The sequence below is a fragment of the Aeromonas sp. AE23HZ002T15 genome, assembly GCF_054165525.2.
Map to the genome: position 1 here is coordinate 3,968,855 of NZ_CM201342.1, position 24,518 is coordinate 3,993,372.

The window sequence follows — 24,518 nt, forward strand, 5'->3', positions numbered from 1 at the left end:
CATTCAGCACCTTGAAGACGTGTTGTGATAACTGAAAAGTGTCAATTATCCCTCTCGGTTATCAAAAAATTAAGGACACCCATGTTTTCCTTGGTCAAGCAAAGTGTCGCCGGGCTGCAAATTCTGTTTGTCGCCTTCGGTGCCATGGTTCTGGTGCCCCTGCTCACCGGACTGAACCCCTCCATGGCCCTGCTTGGCGCCGGTGTAGGTACCCTGCTGTTCCAGCTCTGCACCCGTCGCCAGGTGCCGATCTTCCTCGGCTCCAGCTTCGCCTTCATCGCCCCCATCATCTACGCCACCCAGACCTGGGGCCTGCCCTCCACCATGTTCGGCCTGTTCGCCGCCGGTTTCATGTACTTCATCCTGGCCGGCATCATCCGCGCCCGGGGCATGGGGTTCGTGCACAAGCTGCTGCCCCCCGTGGTGATTGGCCCGGTGATCATGGTGATCGGCCTCTCGGTCGCCCAGGTCGCCTGCAACATGGCCATGGGCCGCGCCGGTGGTGAGCAGGTAGTGCCCCCCGCGACCGCCCTGACCCTGGCGGGCATCTCATTGGCGGTGACCCTGATCGCCGCCGTGTTCTGCAAGGGCTGGATCAAGCTCATCCCCATCCTCTCCGGCGTCATCGTCGGTTATGTGGCCGCGGTCATGATGGGTCAGGTGAGCTTCGATGGCATGGTCAACGCCCCCTGGCTGGCGCTGCCCCACTTCGTGACCCCGGAGATCAACTGGGCCGCCGCCCTCTTCATGCTGCCGGTGGCCATAGCACCCTGTATCGAGCACATCGGCGGCGTGCTCGCCATCGGTGGCGTGACCGGCAAGGATTACACCAAGGATCCTGGCCTGCACCGTACCCTGTCCGGTGACGGCATCGGCGTCTGCTTCGCCGGTTTCATCGGTGGTCCTCCCGTCACTACCTACGCCGAAGTGACCGGCGCCGTGATGATCACCCGCAACTTCAACCCGGTCACCATGACCTGGGCCGCGGTGTTCGCCATCATTCTGGCCTTCTTCGGCAAGTTCAACGCCCTGCTCACCTCCATCCCCATGCCGGTGATGGGCGGCATCATGCTGCTGCTGTTCGGGTCCATCGCCGCCATCGGTCTCAAGACCCTGGTGGAGTCCAAGGTGGATCTCGGCCTTGCCCGCAACATCGCCATCGTGGCCGTGACCCTGACCGTCGGCGTGGGAGCCCTCGAGATGAAGATCGGCGACTTCGCCCTGGCGGGCGTGGGCCTGGCCTCGGTGGCCGCCATCCTGCTGAACCTCATCCTGCCCCAGCACTCCGAAGAGGGTGCCATGGAGAGTGCCAAGGATTAAGGCTCCATCCTTCATCTGATTCGACAAGAGGCCACCTTAGGGTGGCCTCTTGCTTTGTGTCGCTCGCCGAGTCGGTGCCGTTTGGGCTCAGATCCTTCACCCCGGTCCCTGACGGCTACAATCAGGAGCGTCATTACAGGTAGAGGGAAACGCGATGAAGAAGGCATGGATCCTGGCCCTGCTCGGGCTGATATGGGGCGGTGCGGCTCAGGCCGGCGTTGTGCGCTACGAGGTCGACGGTCAGCCATTCGAGGGGTATTACCTGGCGGCGGGCAAGGGGGCGCCACTGGTGCTCCTGGTACACGACTGGGATGGCCTGACCGATTACGAGGTCAAGCGGGCCGAGATGCTGGTGGCCCTAGGTTACAGCGTGTTTGCGGCCGATCTGTTTGGGGCAGGGGTGCGGCCGACCGTGGTGGAGGAGAAGAAGAAGCTCACCGGCGCCCTCTATCAGGACAGGCCCAGGATGCGCAAGCTGCTGGCGGGGGCCCTGGCCGAGGCGGGTCGGCAGGGGGGGCGGCTCGACAACGCCGTGGCGCTCGGCTACTGCTTCGGCGGTGCCGCCGTGCTGGAGCTGGCCCGCAGCGGCGCCGATCTCAAGGGGGTGGTGAGCGTGCACGGCGGGTTGGAGACCCCGGCCGGCCAGGATTATAAGGAGACCAAGGCCCAGCTACTGATCCAGCACGGCAGCGCGGATCAGGCGGTCTCCCTCGGTCAGTTCGCGGCCCTGATCGCCGAGCTGGAGAGCGCCGGCATCAGGCACGAGGCGACCAGCTATGGCGGTGCGCCCCACGCGTTCAGCGTGTTTGGCTCCGAGAACTACAGGGCCGATGCCGATGCCAAGTCCTGGCGGCGCTTCACCGAGTTTCTGGGGGAGGTGACCAAGGGCGAGTAGGCTGACCCTATACTCAGTCGACAGGCCCTTGCCCCCTGTGCTCGTCGCAGGAGGCAAGGGGTGGCGATGACGGGCCGGTATCCACCGGCTCGCCGTCAGATGGCGGAAAGGGGCCGGCGCCTCTTTTCGGTCAACTGGGAAGGAGTCATGACATGCGTCACTTACGGCTATGGAGCCAGATCCTGCTCCTGTTGCTGCTGGCGGGTTGCGGCGCCAAGGGGGATTCCCCGGCCGAGCAGCGCAGCAGCATCTTGCAGATGCGCGAGCAGGCGCTCTCAACCCTCTATGCCAAGGATGGGAAGATCAGACAGGAAGTGGCCAGATCCAGGGGATACGCGGTGTTCAGCAACGTGAACAACAACCTGCTGCTGCTCAGCGCCGGCAGCGGCTATGGGGTGCTCCGGGACAACCGCAACGGCCGGGATACCTATATGAAGATGGCTACCGCCGGTTTCGGGGTGGGCATGGGGATCAAGAAATTCCAGGCCCTGATCATCTTCAACGATACCACCGCCCTGGACAGATTCATCACCACAGGCTTCGATGCCAGCGCCCAGGCTGATCTGGCGGCCAAGTCGGCGGACGATGGCAAGGTGGTGGTGAGCGAGGCGGCCAACGCGGACTTCCAGAAGGTGAAGATGTATCAGCTCACCGAGCAGGGGGTGGCGGTGCAGGCCACCATGCAGGGTTACAAGTATTGGCCGGATGAGGATCTCAACGGCAGGTGATCACCTGTCTGTCCTTGAACGCAGGCGGCGCTCCATGAGCGCCGCCTGTTTCTTTATGGCTGTCAGGGCTCCGGGCCCGGATCACTCAGGCGGTGCGACCATCCAGCGCCAGGACCCTCACCCACATGGCCCCCTTGCCCACCTCATGGCCAGCGGCTGGCGTGAGCTGGCCCGTCTCCCCGTCGATGCGGTGCAGGGTCAGATCCTCGCTCGTCTGCCCGGTGGCGATGAGCCAACGACCGCCTTGGTCGATGGCAAAGCCGCGGGGGCAGGAGGCGGTGGGGAAGTGGGCGAGGACGTTGAGGCTGCCATCCGTCTCGCTCACCCCGAACAGGGTCAGCAGGCTGCTAGCCCGCTCGCTGGTATAGAGGAAGCGCCCGTCCGGGGTGAGGTGCAGGTCCGCCCCCCAGCGCTCCCCCTCATAACCCGATGGCAGCATGTCCAGGGACTCCCGCAGCAGGATGCGTCCGTCCGCCTCCCTGTGGTAGCGGTTGAGGGTGCCGTCGAGCTCGTTGAGGCAGTAGAGATCGCCGTTGCTCGGGTGCAGCGCCAGATGGCGTGGTCCGGCGCCGGGCGCCGTGTGCAGATCCCCTTGGGGGTGAGGCACCAGCCGATCCTCTTCACTCAGGGCGAAGCGGCGGATGGCGTCCTCTTTGAGGCAGGCCACCAACAGCTCCTGCCGTCCCTGCCCATCCACCAGCAGGGTGACCGAGTGGGCGGCCATGAGATCGTCGATGCGCTGGTGCATCCCGAGGACCCGGCCGGTCTCATCCATACGGGAGACGCTGAGGTGGTTGAAGGCGTAGGAGGCGGCGAAGAAGAGCTGACCCGCCGTATCGGTGCAGGTGTGGGAGGCGCTGCCCGCGAGGGGCGCCGAGGCGGGGTCACCGAGGCGGCCATCCGGGCCTATGGGGTAACTCAGCACTTTGAAGTCGGGGCGCACCCCGGCATAGAGCCAGCGCCTGTCCGGGCTGATGACCAGAGGCTGCACCTCGCCGCCGGTCTGCACCTGCTGCAGGGGCTGGAGCCCGGAAGCGGTCAGCTCGAAGACATGGATCAACCCGCTCACCGGGTTGGCGATATAAACCACTTGCTGCATTGTGCTCTCCTCGATGCGCAGGCGCCCATCATCGGATCATTTCTCCAGACCAGGCAAGCAATTGTGTTGGGTATCGCCGCGAGTAGCCGGCCCTGTCTTTGTTGCGGCACGGGTTATTTTTCCAGTCTCAGCAGCTGGCTGCGCAGGTTGACACCGCGATTGGCCAGCCCTGTCTTTGTTGTGGCAGGGGTTATTTTTCCAGGCTCAGCAGCTAGCTGCGCAGGTTGATACCGCGATTGGCCAGCCCTGTCTTTGTTGTGGCATGGGTTATTTTTCCAGGCTCAGCAGGTAGTTGCGCAGATTGACGCCACGATTGGCCAGCCCCAGCTTGATGCGCACGCTGTTGCGATGATTCTCCACCGTTTTGCGTGCCACATTGAGGGCGCTGGCGATCTCCTGGCTGGACATGCCGCTGCGAATGAACTCGGCCACCTGCATCTCCGAGGGGGTCAGCACTTCCAGCAGGCGTTGGTTGCCGTCGGCCTGCAGGCTCTTCTCCATGCTGGTGCGGATCAGTTCCAGGCACATCTTGAGGGCCGGATCTTGAATTTGGGCAAGCTTTTGCTCCACTTCGGGCAGGTGGCGGGCGATCAGCTGCTGATGCTGATCACCGGGCGCCGCCCCCTGACTGTCGCTGAGCGCGGCCAGGGAGTGAGCGAGCTCGTTGATGAGCCGGTGATCCTGCTCTATGCCGGAGGCGTCCTGGCTATCGCTCGGCTTGATCTGCAGGCACCAGATGCGGGTGCCGTCCGGCCCGACATGGGCGAAGAGCTCGAAGGCAAGGTTGAGGATCTCGAAATGCAAGGTGGGCAGGTTGCCCCGGATCCGCTGGCGTATGGCCTTCAGGTAGTCTGGACCTATCAGGAACACCAGATCGTCGAGCCGATTGAGGGTCAGGGTATCCACCGGATAGCTGGATGCCACTACCTGCTCCTGCTCATCGAAGCTGATGAAATAGATGTCATTGCGCGCCAGCAGTTGATGGCAGAGCCCCTGCTCGACGATAGGGATCAGCTTGTTACTCATGTTCCTTCCAGTTCTGCATCTCGTGATAAGTCCCCGTATTTCGCCTTCATCCATCCCCATTGCTATGTTCGGCTCACCCAACGAATACCCAGATGCTCAGATTTTTCCTGTCATTAATTAACAAAAATTGAACATCCTGTGAGCTGCATCCCAAAAACATCGCGCTCTTTAGTGAGGTGCATCTCATTACAAGCTATAAAACACCTAGATAATACCTATCGACCACTCAATGGATATAGGGAGAATACCATGTTGGCAAAACGCTCACACTTTTTACTGGCGGCATTGACCGCCGCCATGCTGCTCGGCAACGGGGTCCAGGCCGCCGAGGCGACCACGACCCTGGGGCCCAATGGCGAACAACCAACCCCTTATACCCAGGTAACACTCACGACTGCCCAACAAGACAGGGTCAAGGCCCAGCATTACACGGCCGCCATCCTGATGCACACCACCTCCGACTGGTCGAGTGCCCTCATCAAGGGGGCCAAAGACAGATTCCATGACTTGAACGTCAAAGTGGTGGCGGTGGCCGATGCCGAATTCAATGCCAACAAACAGAGGACGGACGTGGAAACCGTGATGGCCATGTCCCCCGATATCATTCTTACCCTGGTGGTCGACCCCGTCTCCGGTGCCGCGGCCTTTCGCCCCGCGGTCCAACAAGGCAGCAAGCTGGTGCTGATCAGCAACCTGCCAACGGGATTTGAATATGGCAAGGATTACGCCGGTATCGTCACCGACGATCTGTTCGAGATGGGGGGGTTGGCCGCCGACATGCTGGCCAAGACGGTCGGTGAACAGGGCAAGATAGGCTTCATCTACCACGAGGCCAATTACTACGTCACCAATCAGCGGGATCAGGCGGTGTTGACCAACCTGGCCAAGCATCACCCCGGCATCCAGATCCTCGCCAAACAGGGCATTGCCAACGCCAATGATGGTGAAGTGGTCGCCTCGGCTCTCATCACCCAGCACCCGGACATCCAGGCCATCTATGCCCCCTGGGATTCCATCGCCGAAGGGGTAGTGGCCGCGACGCGGGCTGCCGGACGCAGTGACATCAAGGTGATCACCATGGACTTGGGCGCCGCCAATGCCCTGGACATGGCTAAGGGTCGCAACGTGGCCGGCATAGTGACGGATTTACCTTATGACCTCGGCCAGACCCTGGCCACCATGGGGGCCCTGGCCAAGCTGGGGGAACAGACACCTCCCTTCGTCACTGTCTCCGCCGATGCGGTGACCCGCGACAACCTGGCCGATGCCTGGCAGCAGGCGTTGCGTCGGGATCCACCGGCCGCCGTTACCAAGGCACTCAGTCAATAAGCGTATGGGCAGCCGTCTGGCAGGCGGCTACCCGTTCCATCTCACGGAAGGAGTTATCACATGGAGCTGTACGCCATCGAGGCGAGTGGTATCAAGAAGGGATTTGACGGCATCCCCGTGCTCAAGGATGTGTCGTTTCGTCTCAAGCGTGGCGAGGTACATGCCATCGTCGGCCAGAACGGGGCGGGCAAATCTACCCTGGTCAAGCTGCTGAACGGTTTTTATGGTCGGGACGGCGGCGAGGTGCTGTTGTTTGGCAAGCCCTGTTGCTTCACCACCCCCAGAGAGGCTCAGGCCGAGGGGATCGCCATGGTGTATCAGGATCTCAGCCTGGTACCGACCCTGTCGGTGGCCGACAACATCTTTCTGGCGGGTGGTGGCGAGAGTGGTTCGCTCATCTCCAACCGGGACAGGGTCAGGCGTGCCGCCCCCTTGCTCGCCATGCTGGGTATCGATCTGGATCCGAGCTGTGAGGTGGGGCGGCTGAGCGTCGGTCAGCAGCAGTTCGTCGAGATAGCCAAGGCCCTGGCCCAGAATGCCCGCATCCTGGTGCTCGATGAGCCGACCGCCTCACTGTCCAACAATGAGATCAACGAGCTGTTCAAGGTGATCGCCACCCTCAAGGGACAGGGGATGTCCATCATCTACATCACCCACTATCTCAGCGACATCATGCGGGTCTGCGATGCCGTGACCGTGCTGCGCGATGGGCACACAGTGCTCACCACCCCGACCGCCAACACCAGTGTCGAGGCGCTGGTCGAGGCCATGCTCGGCAGCAAGGGCGACACCAGCCTGAGCTGGCCGCGCCCGGCATCCGCGGCGGATGCCGTGGCGCTGCTGGAGCTGGATGGCGTCTCGAATGCACAGCTGCACGACATCTCCCTCAGGGTGATGCCGGGCCAGGTGGTGGGGCTGGCGGGTCTGCTGGGCAGCGGTCGTACCGAGATCCTCGAGGCCATCTATGGCCTGACGCCCATCCAGGCGGGCGAGATCCGCATCGATGGCGAGCCGGTGCGGATCCGCTCACCCAGGCAAGCCATCTCGCTTGGCATCAACATGGTGCCGGAGGAGCGCCGCAGCCAGGGTTTGGTGCTCGACTTCTCGGTGGCCGACAACATGTTGATGGCCGCCTATGACCGGCTCACCCAGGGACTGAGGCTGGACAAGCCGAGGGGGGACGCCATGGTGCGGGCCCAGATCAAGAGTCTGGGGGTCAAGACCAGCGGTCCCGAGCAGTCGGTGCGTTTTCTCTCCGGCGGCAACCAGCAGAAGGTGGTGATTGGCAAGTGCCTCTCCACCAAGGCCAAGGTGTTGCTGCTCGACGATCCCACCTTCGGCATCGATATCCATGCCAAGTACGAAATCATGAAGATAGTGGACAGCTATGTCGCCGCCGGTAACGGGGCCATCTTCGTGTCGAGCGAATATGCCGAGGTCGCCAGCTTCTGCGACCTCATCTATGTGGTGAACAAGGGACGCATCGTCGCCTGCCTGGAAGGGCGACGCATGAATGAAGAGACGCTGCTGGCGGCGGTTCAATGATAAACGAGGAGTCAAGGATGAAAGATTTAACCCTGCCGGCGCCCAAGGGCAGCCGCATCAACTGGCGTGACTACATCATCTACCTGGTGTTCGTCGGCATCTTCGTGTTCTTTTCGGTGGCGCTTCATGACAAGGGCTTCCTGAGCTCCGTCAACCTGATGAACATAGCGCGTCAGACCGCCACCATCGCCATCATGGCGGTGGGCATGACCTTCGTGCTGAGCGCCGCCGAGATAGACCTCTCGTTCGGCGCCACGGTCGCGCTCAGTGCCATCGTCTCGGCCCTGACCCTGCAAGAGACGGACAGCATCTTGCTGGCGGTCTCGGCGGCCCTCTTGGTCGGTACCATGATTGGGGCCATCAACGGCCTGTTCGTGACTCAGGTCGGCATCCCCTCCTTCCTGGTGACCCTGGGGACCACCGGCATCATCACCGGCATCGCCCGCTGGTCCACCTCGCTGCAATCCATCCCCATCGACAACGACCTCTATGTGTTCATCTTCGGCTCGGGCGACATAGGGCCCATCTCTGTGCTCTTCATCTGGACCATTTTGGTGACTGTGGTAGGGGCCTTCGTGCTGCGCAACACCCGCTTCGGCAAGCAGGTGCTGGCGACCGGGGGCAACAAGATCTCCGCCATGTATTCGGGCATCAACATCAACCGTATCAAGCTCTACGTGCTGATGCTCAACGGTTTTCTCGCCGCCCTCGCGGGCATCCTCTACTCGGGGCGGCTGCAGAGCGCCCGCTACACCCTGGGGGAGAGCGACCTCATGCTGGTGATCGCCGCCGTCATCATAGGGGGGACCAACCTGTTTGGTGGCAAGGGCATGGTGGTGGGATCCGTCATCGGTGCCCTCATCATGGGCATGGTCAACAACGGCTTGATCCTGATGGGGCTGAACGTGGATCAGCAGCTGATCCTGCGCGGCATCATCGTCATCGTCGCCGTCACCTTCACCATGGGGCAGCTCAAGCAGCTGCGAAAAAATAAATTTATTATCAGATACTTAAGGAAAAGATCATGAAGATAGATCCCAAGGTGGCGAGCATCATTTCCGGCTGGAGCCTGAAAGAGAAGGTGGGTCAGTTGTTCATCCTGGCCTTCCCCGGTAAGTCCGCCGAGCAGGCGCGCACCATGATAACAGAGTACAACCTGGGGGGCTGTTATCTGAGTCAGGACAACAGCGATACCTTCGCCGAGGCCCAGCAACTGACTCGGGAGCTGGCCCGCATAGGTGCCGATCAGGGCCGCCTGCCGCTGCTGCTCGGGGTGGATCAGGAGGGGGCCTGGGGGGTGCTGGTGGGGGAGTCCACCACAGGGCCCGGCAATCTGGCCCTGGGGGTGGCCGAGAGCGGGCGGGATACCGAAGTCATGTATAAAACCATGGCCGAGGAGATGCGCCTCGCCGGTTTCAACTGCATTCTGGGGCCCTGCTGCGACGTCAACTTCAATCCCAGCTCCCCCATCATCGACAGCCGCTCCTTCGGTGACAGGCCCGCCAAGGTGGCGCTACACGCGGCGGCGGCGGTGCGCGGCCTGCATCAGGGCGGGATCTGTGGCAGCGGCAAGCACTTCCCCGGGCATGGCGACACCCAGGGTGACACCCACAGGGAGATCCCCAGGGTCGACAAGTCCCTCAGCGAGCTGCGCGAGCAGGATCTGCTGCCCTTCCAGGCCGCCATCGATGCCGGGGTGGATCTCATCATGACCAGCCACATCCTCTATCCGCAGATCGACGGCCAGCACCCGGCTACGCTCTCATCGATCATCTTGCAGGATCTGCTGCGCGCCGAGATGGGTTTCGAGGGCCTCATCATCTCCGACAGCATGAACATGGGGGCCATCGTTCACCACTACTCGCCCGCCACGGCGGCGGTGCTGGCGCTCAAGGCGGGCATCAACATGATCATGCTCTCCGAGGAGCACTACGATCACAGCGACTCCTACCTCGACAAGCAGTTTGCCATGATCCACGGCATCATGGCCGCGGTGGCGGCTGGGGATCTGGATGAGGCAGTAATCGATGCCGCCCTGGCTCGCATCCTTGCCTTCAAGCTCGCCAAACTGGTGCCCATGGCGCTCTATCAACCCACCGATCGGGTGGCGAACCAGCAGGTGGCCAACCGTTGTGCCAACCAGGCGCTCACCTGGCTGCGCCAGGTGCCCGAACTGGGCGAGGGGCCCTTTTATGTGCTCAACGCCACCCCGATGACCAGCTACCACAACCTCACCAATCCCCGTGGCATAGGCCCGAACCAGCGTGAGCCTGCCTTCGATCACTTCCTCGAGGCGCTGGGCCAGGGGGCTCGACGGGTGCTGCCCGTGACACAGGATCAGCTGGCAACCGTCGGCGACGACTGGCTGCTGGTGGTGACAGAACATCATCCTCTGCCTGGAGAAGACTTCGCACAAGAAGAGGCTCAGGCCCTGGTCCGCCGGCTCAGCCGCGAGGTCGAGAAGCTGATTGTGGTGGCGCTGCGCAGTCCTTATGACCTGCTCGGTTATCCGGATGTGCGCTACTACCTGTGCAGTCACTCGGCTCGTCCCGAGAGCGCTCGTGCCGCCGCAAAAGTGTTGAATGGCACCCTGAGCACCCAGCACAGCCGGGCGGTGAGTCTGGTCAGTTAAGTTCTGTTTTTCCCGCCATCCCGGATGGCGGGGGATTTCTCCTAGGAGTCTGTGGTTAGGAGCCTGCACGGGCAATTGCCCGGTGATTAATGGACTAATACGAGGGTTCAGGCTTTGAAAAGTACCATGAAAATAGTGTCGGCAACCGTGTTGTTCGTGTTGGCTGCCCCCGCTCTGGCGGCAAAGGGTGGCACTCAGGACTTCCTGGATGCGCTGCGCAACTTCGAGTCCGGTATCAATCCGGCGCTGGCAGATTTTTATCTGCAAAACCTCGACAACCCCGTCTACACCTATGCCCAGGTGACGGCACCGGGTCGTCTGGTACGGGACTGCTCGACCGGCAGTATGTTGTCAGAGCCGACCACCATCAGTGGCTTCTTCAACAAGTTGGGGGTGGGCAACATCTATAACTCCGCCACCCCGACCGATGCGGCCATGTTCAGGAAGATGCAGTACAACTCCTTGAACGCTTGGGGTTTTATCGGTTATCAGTTGGGTGAGGCCGTGCTGATCGATGCCGGTTACTACAGCCCGAAACAGGTGACCGTCGATGGCAAGGAGTACGACAGCTTCTACATGTTCGTGCCGGACTCCACCTGGGTGGGTTGCAAGACCGAGGCCCTGGCCGAGATTGAGGGCTCGGGCGGCAACAAGGTCTATGTGACCGATGTCAACCGTTGGCAGGGCACCTTCGTCGGCAAGAATGGCGTCAACTCCCTGGCCGACTTGCGCCTGCCGGAGAAGCAGGAACTGGTGATGCGCGACGCCATGCATTTCAACTATCAGGTGATAAGCAAGCTGCTCAAGGACGCCAACATGACCTGGGCCCAGGCCCTGGCCAAGAGCTGGCCCGATAAAGATGATAACGGTCAGCCAATTCAGGTCCATGCCACCATGTCCGGTATCCTGGCGGCTGCACACCTGCGTGGCGCCTGGGGAGTAGGCTCCCTTCTGACCAAGGATCAGATCACCTGTGATGAGCTCGGGACCTGTATCACCAAGTACGTCTACAAGTTTGGTGACTACAACAGCCTGTTCGATACCCCGGGTAACAGCATCACTCAGGGGTCGCCTTATGATGAGGTGCTGACGGCCGGTTGGGGCAACGACATTGTCATCACAGGTGGTGGCAAGGATCAGATCCTGCTCAATGAGCAGGCGAACGGCCTGACCACGGTCAATGACTTCACCGTGGGCAATGACCTCATCGTGTTGCGTGGTTGGAGCATGGCAGAGCCCCTGGCTGATCTGGTGATTGGTGATGTTGCCGATGGCGCCGAGTTGCAGTTTGCCGGTCAGCGCGTCCTGCTCAAGGGGGTCAGTGCGGCGTCGGTACAGGCCAATCCGGCCGCCGTCATCACCAAATCCGATATCTACACCCTGGCCTGGAACTCGGGCAAGCAGGTGGTACAAGGCTTCGATCCGGCGGTCGACAAGATTGCGGGCAGCGCCGGCATCGGCTTCAAACACCTGAAGGCTTATGAGACAGCCACCTCTGTGGTGTTGGGCCCGCAGGCGGAGGATGGCGGCATCTACTCCTCCTATGAGCTGGTGGGGCTGACTCTCAAGGATATCAGGCCTGAGATGTTCACCAATGTGACCGGCAGCTACGATCGCCTCGGCTACATAGTGCCGCTCAGCTCCCTGAACTGGGGCTGGAACATGACGCTGGTCGTCAGTCGCTTCGAGCCGGCCAAGACGGTCATCACCACCCCGAGCAACCAGCCGGTGCCCTTCTCTGGCATCAAGCTGAGCCAGGAGGGGAGCGATGTGGTCATCAGCCTGGTAGAACCCTATGCCAAGGGGGATGCCAAGAAGATAGTGCTGAAGAACACGGCGGTGAACACCCTCAGTGCGACCAACTTCGCCGGTTTTAGCGGTAGCTACAGCGAAGCCACCATCGACATTCCCGTCTTCTTCGACATCAGTGTGAACGTCGGGGCCGGCGGCAGCCTGTCACCGGCGCCGGTGAACGGTGTGCTGAAGGCCAAGGGAGGAGCCGACTTTACCGTCACCCTGCTGCCCAATACAGGCTACAAGGTGAAGTCCCTCATCGTTGATGGGGTAGCCAAGGCGGTGGCCGGCAGCTACACCTTCACCGCCCTGAGCGGGGCCCACAGCCTGTCGGTCAGCTTCGAGCCTGGCAGCAGTTGTCCGGCGAACTGGGCCACCGGGGCCGTCTATACCACGGGCAACCAGGTGACCTACAACGGCAACATCTACGAGGCCAAGTGGTGGAGCAGCGGCAACCTGCCGAGTGCCGGGGATCCCTGGAAACTCATCGGCCCCTGTAGCTAAGGAGAAAGTTGAGATCCGCATGACGAACAGGCCCCGTGACGGGGCCTGTTTCATTGGGGGAGCAGCTGTCCCCAGATCTCGCGGACGACGGGCAGTACCGACAGGGCCAGCAGCGCCCCCATGGCCTGATTGAAAAGGCGGCGGGCCCGCTCGCCGGCGAGCCAGCGCTTGAGCACGGAGCCGAACAGCAGCCAGATGCCGACGCTTGGGAAGGAGATGATGAAGAAGGTCAGCGCTAGGGTGAGGTTCTGCTCATAGAAACCGGCCCCGCCGGCGCTGGTGAAGGCGGCGATGGCGCCTGTGGCCACCACCCAGGCCTTGGCGTTGACCCACTGGAACAGGGCCCCCTTGAGAAAGCCGAGGGGACGGGCCTGCCCCTTGCCCGCCAGCTCGTCAGCCGAACGGGCGATGAGCCAGGCCAGATAGAGCAGGTAGAGGGTGCCCACGCACTTGATGACGAGGTGCAGGGAGGGGAAGAGGGTAAACAGCTGGCCGAATCCAAGCCCCACCAGCAACAGCATCAGGGTGAAGCCGACGCAGATGCCGGCCAGCAGCGGCAGGCTTCTTCGCACCCCGAAGTTGACCCCGGAGCTCATCACCATCAGGTTGTTCGGCCCCGGGGTGACCGAGGAGGAGATGGCAAACAGCACCACGGCATAGAGATAGTCCATTCAATCCTCGCGCTATGACATTCCTTGTCCCCTCTATATTGGGGAGCCAGCCTCCCTTTCAAGGGGAGCCAGGTCGCAAAAAAAAACGGGCCCCGTGATGGGGCCCGTTGTGTGTCGAGATGAGCAGGATCAGCTCGCTTCGCCGTTGCGCCGGGGAGGCGGCAGGCTGGTGCGGGACTCTATCTTCTGTTCATCTCCCTGCTGGTTCTTGATGTGCACGTCCATCTGGTTGAAGGCGATGTCGATGCCGTGCTCACGGAACAGCACGTCGATGCGGCGGTTCAGCTCATCGATGGCCGGGTTGCGATCCCCGAGCTCGCTCACGAAGAAGCGCAGCTCGTGATCCAGGGTGCTGGCACCGAAGGTGAGGAAGTAGACGATGGGGGCCGGATCCTTCAACACCCGGCTGTTCTCCATGGCGGCCTGCATCAACAGCTTGCGGGTCAGCTCCAGATCCGAGCCATAGGCCACCCCGACCCGGGCGATGACCCGGGTGACGGTGTCCGATAGGGACCAGTTGACCAGCCGCTCTATCATCAACTGCTGGTTCGGGATGATCACCTCTTTGCGATCGAAGTCGGTCAGGGTGGTGGAGCGGATGCGGATCTTGTTGACCGTGCCCGAGATGGTGCCGATGGTGACGGTGTCGCCGATCCGGACCGGGCGCTCGAACAGTATGATGATCCCCGAGATGAAGTTGGAGACGATCTGTTGCATGCCGAAGCCGATACCCACAGAGAGGCCGGCGGCCAGCCACTGCAGCTTCTCCCACTGTACCCCCAGCATGGCCAGGGCGGTGAGTGACCCCACCCCAATGAGCGCATAGTTGAGCATGGTGGTGAAGGCGTAGGCGGTACCCTGGGCCAGGCGCATCTTGGAGAGCACCAGCACCTCCAGCAGGCCGGGCAGGTTGCGGGCCAGGGAGAGAGCCGCCCCGAACAGGAAGAGGCCGGTCAGCACATCGCTCAGGCTGATGGGGAAGAGCACGGCGTTGGCGCCAGTCCCCTCGCTCTTGTGCCAGAGCACCACGCTGTCGAGGTAGGTGAAGACCGCCACCAGATCGGACCAGAGCCAGTAGAAGGCGACGCCGAACACCAGCAGCAGCATGATCCGGGTCAGGCGCAGGGACTGCTGGCTGACATCCTCCAGATCCATGGGCTGCTCTTCGATGGCCTCGCCCCCTTCTGCATCTTCCTGGGTCTTGTGCTCCCGCTTGGCGACGGCGCGGCGATAGGCCAGGCGGCGGGCCGCCAGCTCCAGGCCTCGCAGGGCGGTGCGATAGACCAGGCTCCAGATGATGATGAGGTAGAAGGACTCGATCAGTCGTCCGGTGAGTTTCAGGGCCGTGTAGTAGTAGCCGAGCGCCGCCAGCACCATGAGCGCCACCGGTGCCAGGGCCAGAGCGACCGCCGTCAGGATCTGCAGCATGCTCGCCTCGCCCTTGATGCGGGCGCGGGAGATGGGCAGCACCAGATAGCCGGCGAGCCCCAGCAGCACCAGGGTCAGGGCCTGGCCGATCACGTCGTTGCCAAGAGAGGAAGGCTCAACCACGGCCTTGGTGGAGAGCATGATCAGCGGCAGCAGTGGGATCCACAGATAGCGCATGCTGGCACGCTTGGCCTGCAGTTCGGCCCTCGGCATGCGGAAGTGGCTCTCGCCGATGCCGCCGGGTCGCATCACCGACAGGTAGACGCTGAACACCAGGTAACCCATGGCCAGATTCAGGGTGATCTGGAAGATGAGTTTGGGGCTCAGCAGGCCGCAATAGGTGAGCAGCAGGCCGGTGGCCAGGATGAAGAGGGTGCCTGGGAGGCGCTGCAGCACTGTGTAGAACAGGGCGCGCGGGGTGTGCCACTGGCTGTCCTGGCGGAAGCGGCCGAGATCCTTGGTGATCTTCTGCTGGCGGGCGATAATGGTCGGTCGTTTCCACAGCAGCAGGCCACCCACCAGCAGCAGCGGGAAGGCGAGCAAGGAGATGGGCAACAGCATCTCGCCCCACTTGCTCCAGTCCGGCTTGAGCACCCAGTCGGAGGCCTGTTTGTAGGCCTGGGCGGGCCAGTTGATCAGCCACTTGCCATCGATGGGCTTGTTGCTGCTGACCCAGAAGATGTGCTGCTGCAGGGTGAATTCGATGGAGGCATAGACCCGGCTCAGCTGTTGCTGGGTCAGCTGCAGGCTGATGGCGTTGGTCAGCTGGCTGTCGAGTTGACGGTTCAGCTGATCGAGCAGGCTGATGCGGGTGTCGATGAGCTTGGAGAGGCTCTCCTTGTCCTCTTCGCTGACCGGCTCGCTGCTGCCGGCGATCAGGCTGTCCAGATACTGGGTCTTCTGGAACAGCTGGTCACGCTGCTGGCTCAGCTCGAACTGGGCCAGGTGCAGATCGGCGATCTGCTCCTCCAGGTTCTTCACCAGGGTGGAGGGGGCCGCCTCCAGCTGCTGGTAGAGCTGGTAGAGGATACGCGACAGCAGCAGGTTGCCCTTGAGCATCTGCACCTGTTCATTGAGGTTGCGCTCTGTCTGGGTACCGCGCTCCAGCCAGCTCTTGGCCTGCAGATTTTTCTGTGCGAGGGAGTTCAGGTTGGCGGTGGCGCTGATGAGCTGCTGGCTGAGCTGGTGGTTGATCTCCTGCTCTTTTTGCACCAGGGGATTGTCGGCGGTGGCCACCAACTCGCCGGTCTGTTCGGCGGTCTTCTCGGTGTCGCCGAGGCGCTTGGCGCTGCTCTGCTCCTGCAGGGCCTGCAGCCGTTGCTCCTCGTAGGCGAGGCGAGCGCTCTGGTAGTCCCGCTGCTTGACCACGAGATCCTGCATGCTGGTGCGGTTATCCAGCTCCTTTTGCAGGTTGGCCAGTTGCAAGTCCAGCAGACTCAGCTCGGTATTGAGCTTCATCTTCTCGGCGCTGCTGATGCTGTCGCCGGAGTTCAACCGGGTGCGGATCTCCTGGCTGCGCTGATAGGCGCGGCTCATGTTGGCCTGGGCCCGCTCCGGCAGTGTCTGCAGGCTGGTGATCTGGCTGCCTATGGTGCCGAGCGCCTCCTGAGACTCCTGCAGATTGGCCATGATCTCGGCCTGGCGGTTCTCCAGCTCGGTCAGGCTCATGGTGGCGTATTCGCTCTTGAGCTGCTCCGGGCTCTTGCCCTGAGTCAGGTTGTCGAGCTTGGCGCCGATCTCCCTGAGCTCGCTGGGCAGTGAACGGACCCGCAGGGTCTGGGCCTTGGCCTTCTCCTGCTCCTTCTCGATGCTGTCGAGCAGGCTCAGGGTATCGGTCAGGAACTTCTGATCCGCCTGCTGGCTGACGGTGAGCGTCTCGGATTTGCCGAGGGCATCGAGGGTGCGCTGAACCGTTGCCCGTTGCGGCACGTCCTGCGCCAGGGCTTGCGGGGCGCAGAGGCTGAAGAGTAAACAGAGCAGCGGCAACCACAGGGCCGAGGCTCTTCTGAACTGTAATGAGGGCATAAAACTTCCGGGTTATTACGCGATATTGTGGAGATTTCTGACTTGACTGAAATCCGCGTGGATTCTAACACCGGGCCGGAGGGGGCAGCAGGGGGGAGGATAAAAAAAACGGCACCCGCAGGCGCCGTTTTATCGGTTCAGGACTGATTACAGAACGTGAACGGAAGCGGTGTTGGTCGTGCCGCTCGGTACCAGAGCACCGGAGACCATGACGACCACGTCACCCTTCAGACCCATGCCGCTGGCCAGAGCCGCTTCTTTGCCGATGCGATAGAAATCGTCGGTAGAGGCGATGCTGTCAACCACGTGAGCAACCACACCCTTGGTCAGAACCAGCTGGGCAGCAGTCTTCTTGTTGGTGGTGATGGCCAGGATCCAGGCTTTCGGGAAGTACTTGCGGATGGCCTTGGCAGACTTGCCGCCTTCGGTGGCAACCACGATCAGCGGGGCGTCCAGCTTCTCGGAGGTCTCGACGGCGCCCTTGCAGACGGCTTCGGTGATGCGCAGCTTGTTGCTGTCGTTGGCAGCAGATAGGTTGGACGGCATCACGGCATCGGTACGCTCGCAGATGGTGGCCATGATGGTCACGGCTTCCAGCGGGTACTTGCCCTTGGCGGATTCACCGGACAGCATGACCGCGTCGGTACCGTCCAGGATGGCGTTCGCCACGTCGCCGGCTTCGGCGCGGGTCGGACGCGGGTTCTTGATCATGGAATCCAGCATCTGGGTGGCGGTGATGACCACTTTGCGTGCCTTGTTGCACTTGGTGATGATCATCTTCTGGGCGAAGATCACTTCTTCTACCGGGATCTCAACACCCATGTCGCCACGAGCGACCATGATGCCGTCGGAGACAGCCAGGATGTCGTCGAAGTTGTCCAGGCCTTCCTGGTTTTCGATCTTGGAGATGATCTGGATGGCCTCGCCACCGTGGGCCTTCAGGTGCTCACGGATTTCCAGCACGTCTTCTTTCTTGCGAATGAAGGAGGCGGCAACGAAATCAACGCCTTGCTCGCAACCGAAGATGAGGTCGCGCTTGTCTTTCTCGGCCAGGGCCGGCAGCTTGATGGAGACGCCCGGCAGGTTGACACCCTTGTTCTCGCCCAGGTCGCCGTTGTTCAGCACCTTGCAGATGACTTCGCGTTCGGTGATCTCGATGACGTCCAGACCGATCAGGCCGTCGTCCACCAGGATGCGGTTGCCGACGCGCAGGTCGTTGGCGAAGCCGGCGTAGGTCACGGCGACCTTGTCCTTGTTGCCAACCACGGTCTGGTCGGTGGTGAAGGTGAAGGTCTGGCCAGCGACCAGAGACACATCGTTGCCACCTTCCAGTTTCATGGTACGGATTTCCGGACCCTTGGTATCCAGCAGGATGGCTGCGTGCTTGCCGGTCTCGGCCATCACTTCACGCAGGTTGCTGATACGGGTGCCGTGCTCTTCGTAATCACCGTGAGAGAAGTTCAGGCGCATGACGTTCATGCCGGCGTCGAGCATCTTGCCGAGCATTGCTTTGGATTCGGTCTTGGGACCTATGGTGCAGACGATTTTGGTCTTTTTCATGTCAGTCTTCATGGTTAAGGAGTTTCCGCCGTGCAATATACACCAGTTTTTGGATACTTTTTATGATCCAGAAACAACGTTTTGAGCTAAAACAGCCTCATTTCACAAGATAACGTTTTCGCTCACGGTTGATTTTAGGGGCTAAAATAATTGGTTTCGCTCACCACAGCCCATTTGGTGCCCATCATCCATCCACAGGGGCGCACCGATCTTATGTAGTTAAATAACAAAAGCGGTTCAAGAAGCGGGCGATGGCATCTGGATGGGCCAGGGTCTGCCGGAGCGCCTTCAAGTGTAGCGAGAAGCCGGGCCGTCGCCAGCTGGCTGGACGGGTTAACAAAAGAGGGGCGCCGCTGAGATAGCAGTGCCCCTCCTATTAAGTAGCTCTATATAGTGGTGGCAGAGAATCAGCCGATGCGCTCGATCCGCGCCATGTAGAAGCCGTCGAAGCCGGTCTCGGCCGGGCTGACGCTGTGATCATCCAGCAACCTGTAGTTCGCGTTGGCAGCCAGGAACTTGTCCACTTGCTGACGGTTTTCTTCGGGCAGGATGGAGCAGGTAGCGTAGACCAGGATGCCGCCCACCTTGGTCATCTGGCTGTAACGCTGCAGTATCTCTTCCTGCAGGGCAACCAGCACCGGCAGACGCTCGGCGGTGTCTCGCCACTTCGCATCCGGATTGCGCTTGAGCACCCCGAGGCCAGAGCAGGGTACGTCCAGCAGCACCCGATCGGCGGTGCCCTTGAGGCGCTTGACGGTCTTGCTGCTCTCGATGACCCGGGTCTCCACGTTGTGGGCCCCGGCGCGGCGGGCGCGCTGCTTGAGATTCTCCAGTTTCCACTCTTCCACGTCCATGGCGAGCAGACGGCCCTTGCCGTTCATCATGGCGGCCAGGTGCAGTGTCTTGCCACCGGCGCCGGCGCAGGCGTCGATGACCCGCATGCCGGGGGTGACGCCCAGGGCTGCAGCTACCAGCTGGGAGCCCGCATCCTGCTGCTCGAACCAGCCATCGGCGAAGGCCTTGGTGCGGAACAAGGCCGCATCCGAGGTGACCTGCAGGGCGCTCTCCACCCCCTCCACCGGAACTGTGGTGACATGCTCCTTGGCCAGGGCTGCTTGCAGCTCTTCCTTGGTGCACTTGAGGGTATTGACCCTCAGGTAACGCTTGGGCATCCAGGCCAGGGCGGCGCGCTCGGCAGGCCAGGCCTCGCCGAGTTGCTCGCTGCCGAGTTTCTCCAGCCAGGTGGGGCAGCCATCCATCAGCACAGGGTTCTTCTTGGCCTCGGTGAGACGGCGGCGGAAGGCCTCTTCACTGAAGCGATCCAGCGTCGGATTGTTCGGTTGGGCTATCTTGTGGAAGGCGTGCCAGCTGTGCAGTAGCGGCCAGACGTTCTTCGAGGCCTGGCGTACCTGGATGCCGGTCAGGAAGCAGTAGAGGCTGAGGCGACGCAGCAGATCGCCGGTGACCAGGGCAATCCTTGCCTGTTCTTGGGGTTTGAGTTCGATGCCGGAGAAGTGACGGGCATAGGCCCTGTCCAGGGTGAGACCCTGAGCCAGCACATCGTCAACGATGGCAACGACCAGATCCCCGAAACGGGGCAACAGTGGGGACTTGAGCATGAGATTAACCTTGGCCAAAAAAGGATGAACCGGCCCCATCACGGAGGGGGTTCTGAAACGGACAAATCCGCGCAATGATAGGGGCTAGACTGAGCCGGTGCAACCATCCCCATTCGGGGAATGTACAGGGGATGGGGCTGGACTAATGACGGCAGCGGGCAAATGATGCCGTGGCAGTTCGGGTGAACGCATTAAAAAGGAATAAAAAGATGCAGTTGATGAAATTCTCCCCGCTGGCATTGCTGGTGGCAGGCCTGATGGCCTCCACCGGTCTGGCCGCCAAGGAGTGGCAGACCCTGGTGGCGCGCGCCACCAATAGCGACGGCTACGAGGTGCGGGCCAATCAATACCGGATAGCCACAGTACCGGTCGGGTACTTCGATGCCCTGAAGGCGGGTACGCGCGAGCTGACCCTGCCCCTGCCGGATGGCAAGGAGGTCGTCTTCGCCCTGCAGCCCTATGATCTGCTGCCTGCCGACCTGGCAGCAAAATATCCCGATATCTTGACCTTCAAGGGGCAGGATATACGATCGCCGACCGACACGGGCCGCTTCGATCTGAGCCCTCAGGGGTTCCACGCCATGTTCAGCCACGAGGGCCGCATGGTGTTCGTCGATCCCCTGCGCAATGGTGAAGGCTACGCCGTCTATTACCAGCAGGATGCCCACAGCCGGCTGGAAGAGGAGGCGGACAAGGTCATCGGCAGCGAGGTCAGGGCGCTGGCGCGCCAGGTGTTGGTGAATGGCAACGAGCGCAAGCGCTACGTCATCGCCGTCTCGGCGGCGGGGGAGTACACCCAGTATCACGGCGGCACGGTGGCGGCCGGGCTGGCAGCCATCACCACCATGCTGAACCGGGTCAACGAGGTGTACCAGCGGGATGTGGCGGCCGAGTTCCAGCTCGCCAGCGGCAACGACACCATCATCTATACCGATGTCGCCATGGATCCCTTCATGAACGACGACAACGACATCGATATCAACGTCAATGTGCAGAAGAGTGCCCAGAACCTGGCCGGCACCAGGCTCGGCCCCTTCGATATCGGCCACGTGGTCAACACCGGCGGCGGTGGTCTGGCACAGCTCAACTCCCTGTGCGGGGGGGATGAGCGCTCGGCGGGGATGACGGGCTCCCCCAATCCGGTGGGGGATGCCTTCTTCATCGACTACGTGGCTCACGAGATCGGTCACCAGTTCGGCGCCGAGCATACCTTCAACGGCACCACGGGCAGCTGTGGCGGCGGCAACCGTTCCCCGGGCCAGGCCTGGGAGCCGGGCAGCGGCAGCTCCATCATGGCCTATGCGGGGATCTGCGGGGAGGAGAACCTGCAGGCCAACAGCCTGCCCTACTTCCACAGCAAGTCCATCGAGCAGATGCGGGCCCACATGGCCACAGTACCTAGCTGCGGCACGGCCCTGAGCCTGACCAACAACGCCCCCCAGGTCGCCGCTGGCAGTGATTATGCGATCCCGGCCAACACCCCCTTCGTGCTCAAGGGGGCGGGCGCGGATCTGGATGGGGATCCCCTCTCCTACACCTGGGAGCAGATCGATCTGGGCAACGCCTCGGTCAGCGCCGCCAGCATGATCGACGACGGCACCCGCCCGATCTTCCCCTTCGTGGCCCCCACTACGGTGCCGGAGCGCACCCTGCCGAGCCTTCCCTCCCTGCTCACCAATACCCTGGTGAAGGGGGAGGCCTGGCCGACGACCAATCGGATGCTGAACTTCCGCCTCACGGCCCGGGATGGCAAGGGTGGGGTTGGTAGCGATGAGATGCAGATCCAGGTGGTCAACACCGGCCAGGCCTTCCGCCTGACCAGCCCGCTGGTGACCCCCCTGGCTGCCGGTCACAACCAGACCATCGGTTGGGAGGTGGCGGGCACCAATGCGGCGCCCATCAACTGCAGCACGGTCGACATCGCCATGACCCGTGACGAGGGGGCGAGCTGGACCCTGGTCGCCGGCAGCCAGCCCAATTCGGGTTCGGCGAACGTGGCCATTCCGGCCGGCAGCGACGGCACCGCCCGCCTGAGGGTTGCCTGCAGTAACAACCTCTTCTTCGCCATCAGCCCGTTCAAGCTTTCCGTGACCCAGCGGGTGGAAGAGAGCGGTGGCGGCGGCGGTGGCGCCCTCGGCCTCTGGACCCTGGCCCTGGCGCTGCTGGGTTGGCAGCGGAGACGGGGATGAGGGCCGGCTACGCCCTGCTGCTGGCCCTGCTCACCGGTTGTCAGGCGGATGCCGGCACCCTGGAGCAGGCGGTGGAGCAGAGTCTGACCCTGCAGGATTACCGGCTGATCGTGCGGGCCGGGCGCGGCGAGGTGGCGCCCGGCATCCCGGCCGAGGAGCAGGCCGAAGCCAAGGCGCGCTGCGGCGTGCGCTACCTCGACGGCCTGGGGGATGTGATCCGCCCCGAGCAGAAGGAGGAGCACGCCAGGCTCAGCGCCTATGCCGCCGAGTACAACAGGCGCATGCTGGCCCACTGTCCGCTCACGAAATAGCTGCAGAGGAAGCTGTGGCGGGCCCGGCTGGGCCAAGGATCGGGGAGGCGCAGGCCTCCCCGCTTTTTTGGGAGGGAGATGCGGGCTTGAACCCCGTCCCCGCTCGTCGCACAATGCCCCCATGCAGGCCGCACTGGCGGCAAAGAGAGAAGGAAAATCAAGATGATGGATGTAGCCGATCTGCGCCGTGAGTACACCAAGGGCGGATTGCACCGGGCCGATCTGCCGGCCGAGCCGCTGGAGCTGTTCGAGAAGTGGCTGGCCCAGGCCTGTGAGGCCAAGCTGACCGATCCCACCGCCATGGTGGTGGCGACCGTGGATGCGGACGGCCAGCCCTGGCAGCGCACCGTGCTGCTCAAGCACTACGACGCCCTGGGCATGGTGTTCTACACCAACATGGGCAGCCGCAAGGCGGGTCAGCTTGAGGGCAACCCCCGCATCAGCCTGCACTTCCCCTGGCACCCTCTGGACCGCCAGGTGCACGTCACTGGTCGGGTGGAGAAGCTCGGCACCCTGGAGGTGATGAAGTACTTCCACAGCCGCCCGAAAGACAGCCAGATCGCGGCCTGGGTCTCCCAGCAATCCTCCCGCATCTCGGCGCGCGGCGTGCTGGAGGCCAAGTTCCTCGAGCTGAAACAGAAGTTCGCCAAGGGGGAGGTGCCGCTGCCGAGCTTCTGGGGCGGCTACCGGGTTGTCATCGACACCGTGGAGTTCTGGCAGGGTGGGGCCCATCGCCTGCACGATCGCTTCTACTACAGCCGGGAAGGAGAGGGCTGGCACATCGAGCGTCTGGCCCCCTGATGAACATCGCCCGTCTCAAGAACTTCACCGAGATAGTGAAGAACAACTTCAACATCTCGGCGACGGCGGAGAAGCTCTACACCTCCCAGCCGACCCTCAGCAAGCAGATGAAGATGCTGGAGGATGAGCTGGGGCTGGCGCTGTTCACCCGCAAGGGCAAGAACCTGGTCGGCCTGACCCCCATGGGGGAGCAGGTGATGGAGCTGGCCAAGGGGGTGGTGGCCCAGGTGGATCAGATTGGCCAGCTCTCCTCGCGCGAGCAGCTCGCCACCAGCGGGGTGCTGCGCATCGCCACCACCCACACCATGGCGCGCTACAAGCTGCCCGCCGCCATCACAGAATTTTCCCGCCGTTATCCCGAGGTCACCATCCACCTGCATCAGGGGGCGCCGGCCCAGCTCGCCCAGATGGTGCAGAACGGGGACGTGGAGATGGCCATTGCCACCGAGTCCATGCACCTGTTCGACGAGCTGGCCACCGTCCCCTGCTACCGCTGGGGCCGCAGCGTGGTGGTGCCCCACGGTCATCCGCTCATCGACTGCCAGCCGCTCTCCATGGGGGATCTGGCCCGCTACCCCCTCATCACCTATGTGTTCGGCTTCACCGGTCGCTCCAAGATGGACGTGGCGTTCGGCCGCCATGGTCTCAGCCCCCGCATCGTGCTGACGGCGACGGACACCGACATCATCAAGCACTATGTGCGCCTCGGCATGGGGGTGGGGGTGATCGCCTCCGCCGCCTTCGACGAGGGGGACAAGGAGAGCCTGGTTGCGCTCAACATCGATCACCTGATCGCCTCCAGCGTGGTTCACGTCTGCCTGCGCAGGCACGTGCACCTGAGGGACTACATGTATGACTTCATCCATCTGCTGGCCCCCCATGTGAGCCGGGAGACGGTGCAGCTCTCCCTCCTCAATCAGCCCCAGGCGACCAATCCGGCGACCCTGCCCTGGCTCTGACGCCGGCACATAAAAAAGAGAGGCCACTGGCCTCTCTTTACATCGGGTTGCAGATTTTTACGCCGCCCGGGTCGCCAGATTGA

General features: G+C 62.3%; 18 protein-coding genes. 12 read left to right on the forward strand and 6 right to left on the reverse strand.

The window, feature by feature from the left end; translation table 11 throughout:
• Positions 1–81 precede the first annotated feature (81 nt).
• The 3 genes from ACT5M9_RS18565 to ACT5M9_RS18575 all read left to right on the forward strand — a co-directional run bounded on the left by ACT5M9_RS18565 (position 82) and on the right by ACT5M9_RS18575 (position 2,943).
• Positions 82–1,320 (forward strand): uracil-xanthine permease family protein, encoded by a 1,239-nt coding sequence (locus ACT5M9_RS18565; RefSeq protein WP_457979786.1) that lies wholly within the window; start codon positions 82–84, stop codon positions 1,318–1,320.
• Positions 1,321–1,474: 154 nt separating this feature from the next.
• Positions 1,475–2,215, forward strand: coding sequence for a dienelactone hydrolase family protein (locus ACT5M9_RS18570; protein ID WP_457979784.1), 741 nt, complete (start codon positions 1,475–1,477; stop codon positions 2,213–2,215).
• Between the two features lie 152 nt (positions 2,216–2,367).
• The gene (locus ACT5M9_RS18575) at positions 2,368–2,943 is read left to right on the forward strand and encodes a lipid-binding SYLF domain-containing protein (protein WP_457979783.1); all 576 of its coding nucleotides are present in this window, start codon (positions 2,368–2,370) and stop codon (positions 2,941–2,943) included.
• An 85-nt stretch (positions 2,944–3,028) separates the two neighbouring features.
• Here the strand turns inward: ACT5M9_RS18575 and pgl are convergent, their stop codons facing one another.
• Together pgl and ACT5M9_RS18585 are read right to left on the reverse strand one after the other, a co-directional pair.
• On the reverse strand, positions 3,029–4,042 hold the full coding sequence (gene pgl / locus ACT5M9_RS18580; RefSeq protein WP_457979781.1) for a 6-phosphogluconolactonase: 1,014 nt from the start codon (positions 4,040–4,042) through the stop codon (positions 3,029–3,031).
• Between the two features lie 267 nt (positions 4,043–4,309).
• Positions 4,310–5,068: a helix-turn-helix transcriptional regulator gene (locus ACT5M9_RS18585; protein ID WP_457979780.1), complete on the reverse strand. Its 759-nt coding sequence runs from the start codon at positions 5,066–5,068 to the stop codon at positions 4,310–4,312.
• Positions 5,069–5,317: 249 nt separating this feature from the next.
• On the opposite strand from ACT5M9_RS18585, the gene ACT5M9_RS18590 reads away from it, so the two are divergent.
• From ACT5M9_RS18590 to ACT5M9_RS18610, 5 genes are all read left to right on the forward strand, one after another.
• Positions 5,318–6,397: a substrate-binding domain-containing protein gene (locus ACT5M9_RS18590; RefSeq protein WP_457979778.1), complete on the forward strand. Its 1,080-nt coding sequence runs from the start codon at positions 5,318–5,320 to the stop codon at positions 6,395–6,397.
• A 60-nt stretch (positions 6,398–6,457) separates the two neighbouring features.
• The gene (locus tag ACT5M9_RS18595; protein WP_457979776.1) at positions 6,458–7,942 is read left to right on the forward strand and encodes a sugar ABC transporter ATP-binding protein; all 1,485 of its coding nucleotides are present in this window, start codon (positions 6,458–6,460) and stop codon (positions 7,940–7,942) included.
• A gap of 17 nt (positions 7,943–7,959) precedes the next feature.
• Positions 7,960–8,970, forward strand: coding sequence for an ABC transporter permease (locus ACT5M9_RS18600; RefSeq protein ID WP_457979774.1), 1,011 nt, complete (start codon positions 7,960–7,962; stop codon positions 8,968–8,970).
• Positions 8,967–10,574 carry a glycoside hydrolase family 3 N-terminal domain-containing protein gene (locus ACT5M9_RS18605; protein WP_457979772.1) on the forward strand — a complete coding sequence of 536 codons (1,608 nt, stop codon included), beginning with the start codon at positions 8,967–8,969 and terminating at the stop codon, positions 10,572–10,574. Before ACT5M9_RS18600 ends, ACT5M9_RS18605 begins: the two co-directional genes overlap by 4 nt.
• Positions 10,575–10,700: 126 nt before the next feature.
• Positions 10,701–12,872: a carbohydrate-binding protein gene (locus ACT5M9_RS18610; RefSeq protein WP_457979770.1), complete on the forward strand. Its 2,172-nt coding sequence runs from the start codon at positions 10,701–10,703 to the stop codon at positions 12,870–12,872.
• Between the two features lie 50 nt (positions 12,873–12,922).
• Here the strand turns inward: ACT5M9_RS18610 and ACT5M9_RS18615 are convergent, their stop codons facing one another.
• The 4 genes from ACT5M9_RS18615 to ACT5M9_RS18630 form a co-directional block, all read right to left on the reverse strand.
• On the reverse strand, positions 12,923–13,543 hold the full coding sequence (locus ACT5M9_RS18615; protein ID WP_457979768.1) for a LysE family translocator: 621 nt from the start codon (positions 13,541–13,543) through the stop codon (positions 12,923–12,925).
• Between the two features lie 129 nt (positions 13,544–13,672).
• Positions 13,673–16,996 (reverse strand): mechanosensitive channel MscK, encoded by a 3,324-nt coding sequence (mscK, locus tag ACT5M9_RS18620; RefSeq protein WP_457979766.1) that lies wholly within the window; start codon positions 16,994–16,996, stop codon positions 13,673–13,675.
• A 147-nt stretch (positions 16,997–17,143) separates the two neighbouring features.
• A complete protein-coding gene (gene pykF / locus ACT5M9_RS18625) occupies positions 17,144–18,556 on the reverse strand; it encodes a pyruvate kinase PykF (RefSeq protein ID WP_457979764.1) in 1,413 nt (470 codons plus the stop codon).
• Between the two features lie 407 nt (positions 18,557–18,963).
• Positions 18,964–20,175 carry an RsmB/NOP family class I SAM-dependent RNA methyltransferase gene (locus ACT5M9_RS18630; protein ID WP_457979762.1) on the reverse strand — a complete coding sequence of 404 codons (1,212 nt, stop codon included), beginning with the start codon at positions 20,173–20,175 and terminating at the stop codon, positions 18,964–18,966.
• A 209-nt stretch (positions 20,176–20,384) separates the two neighbouring features.
• On the opposite strand from ACT5M9_RS18630, the gene ACT5M9_RS18635 reads away from it, so the two are divergent.
• The 4 genes from ACT5M9_RS18635 to ACT5M9_RS18650 all read left to right on the forward strand — a co-directional run bounded on the left by ACT5M9_RS18635 (position 20,385) and on the right by ACT5M9_RS18650 (position 24,435).
• Positions 20,385–22,364 carry a reprolysin-like metallopeptidase gene (locus tag ACT5M9_RS18635; RefSeq protein WP_457979760.1) on the forward strand — a complete coding sequence of 660 codons (1,980 nt, stop codon included), beginning with the start codon at positions 20,385–20,387 and terminating at the stop codon, positions 22,362–22,364.
• Positions 22,361–22,675: a hypothetical protein gene (locus ACT5M9_RS18640; protein WP_457979758.1), complete on the forward strand. Its 315-nt coding sequence runs from the start codon at positions 22,361–22,363 to the stop codon at positions 22,673–22,675. Before ACT5M9_RS18635 ends, ACT5M9_RS18640 begins: the two co-directional genes overlap by 4 nt.
• A gap of 162 nt (positions 22,676–22,837) precedes the next feature.
• Positions 22,838–23,476, forward strand: coding sequence for a pyridoxamine 5'-phosphate oxidase (gene pdxH, locus ACT5M9_RS18645; RefSeq protein WP_457979756.1), 639 nt, complete (start codon positions 22,838–22,840; stop codon positions 23,474–23,476).
• Positions 23,476–24,435 (forward strand): LysR substrate-binding domain-containing protein, encoded by a 960-nt coding sequence (locus ACT5M9_RS18650; protein ID WP_457979754.1) that lies wholly within the window; start codon positions 23,476–23,478, stop codon positions 24,433–24,435. Before pdxH ends, ACT5M9_RS18650 begins: the two co-directional genes overlap by 1 nt.
• Positions 24,436–24,518 lie beyond the last annotated feature (83 nt).

Coding starts and splice junctions, on each gene's coding strand:
- ACT5M9_RS18635 (WP_457979760.1), top strand. CDS start 20,385: ATGCAGTTGATGAAATTCTCCCCGCTGGCATTGCTGGTGGCAGGCCTG.
- ACT5M9_RS18595 (WP_457979776.1), top strand. CDS start 6,458: ATGGAGCTGTACGCCATCGAGGCGAGTGGTATCAAGAAGGGATTTGAC.
- ACT5M9_RS18630 (WP_457979762.1), bottom strand. CDS start 20,175: ATGCTCAAGTCCCCACTGTTGCCCCGTTTCGGGGATCTGGTCGTTGCC.
- pdxH (WP_457979756.1), top strand. CDS start 22,838: ATGATGGATGTAGCCGATCTGCGCCGTGAGTACACCAAGGGCGGATTG.
- mscK (WP_457979766.1), bottom strand. CDS start 16,996: ATGCCCTCATTACAGTTCAGAAGAGCCTCGGCCCTGTGGTTGCCGCTG.
- ACT5M9_RS18590 (WP_457979778.1), top strand. CDS start 5,318: ATGTTGGCAAAACGCTCACACTTTTTACTGGCGGCATTGACCGCCGCC.
- ACT5M9_RS18565 (WP_457979786.1), top strand. CDS start 82: ATGTTTTCCTTGGTCAAGCAAAGTGTCGCCGGGCTGCAAATTCTGTTT.
- ACT5M9_RS18650 (WP_457979754.1), top strand. CDS start 23,476: ATGAACATCGCCCGTCTCAAGAACTTCACCGAGATAGTGAAGAACAAC.
- pgl (WP_457979781.1), bottom strand. CDS start 4,042: ATGCAGCAAGTGGTTTATATCGCCAACCCGGTGAGCGGGTTGATCCAT.
- ACT5M9_RS18640 (WP_457979758.1), top strand. CDS start 22,361: ATGAGGGCCGGCTACGCCCTGCTGCTGGCCCTGCTCACCGGTTGTCAG.
- ACT5M9_RS18600 (WP_457979774.1), top strand. CDS start 7,960: ATGAAAGATTTAACCCTGCCGGCGCCCAAGGGCAGCCGCATCAACTGG.
- ACT5M9_RS18585 (WP_457979780.1), bottom strand. CDS start 5,068: ATGAGTAACAAGCTGATCCCTATCGTCGAGCAGGGGCTCTGCCATCAA.
- ACT5M9_RS18570 (WP_457979784.1), top strand. CDS start 1,475: ATGAAGAAGGCATGGATCCTGGCCCTGCTCGGGCTGATATGGGGCGGT.
- pykF (WP_457979764.1), bottom strand. CDS start 18,556: ATGAAAAAGACCAAAATCGTCTGCACCATAGGTCCCAAGACCGAATCC.
- ACT5M9_RS18610 (WP_457979770.1), top strand. CDS start 10,701: ATGAAAATAGTGTCGGCAACCGTGTTGTTCGTGTTGGCTGCCCCCGCT.
- ACT5M9_RS18615 (WP_457979768.1), bottom strand. CDS start 13,543: ATGGACTATCTCTATGCCGTGGTGCTGTTTGCCATCTCCTCCTCGGTC.
- ACT5M9_RS18605 (WP_457979772.1), top strand. CDS start 8,967: ATGAAGATAGATCCCAAGGTGGCGAGCATCATTTCCGGCTGGAGCCTG.
- ACT5M9_RS18575 (WP_457979783.1), top strand. CDS start 2,368: ATGCGTCACTTACGGCTATGGAGCCAGATCCTGCTCCTGTTGCTGCTG.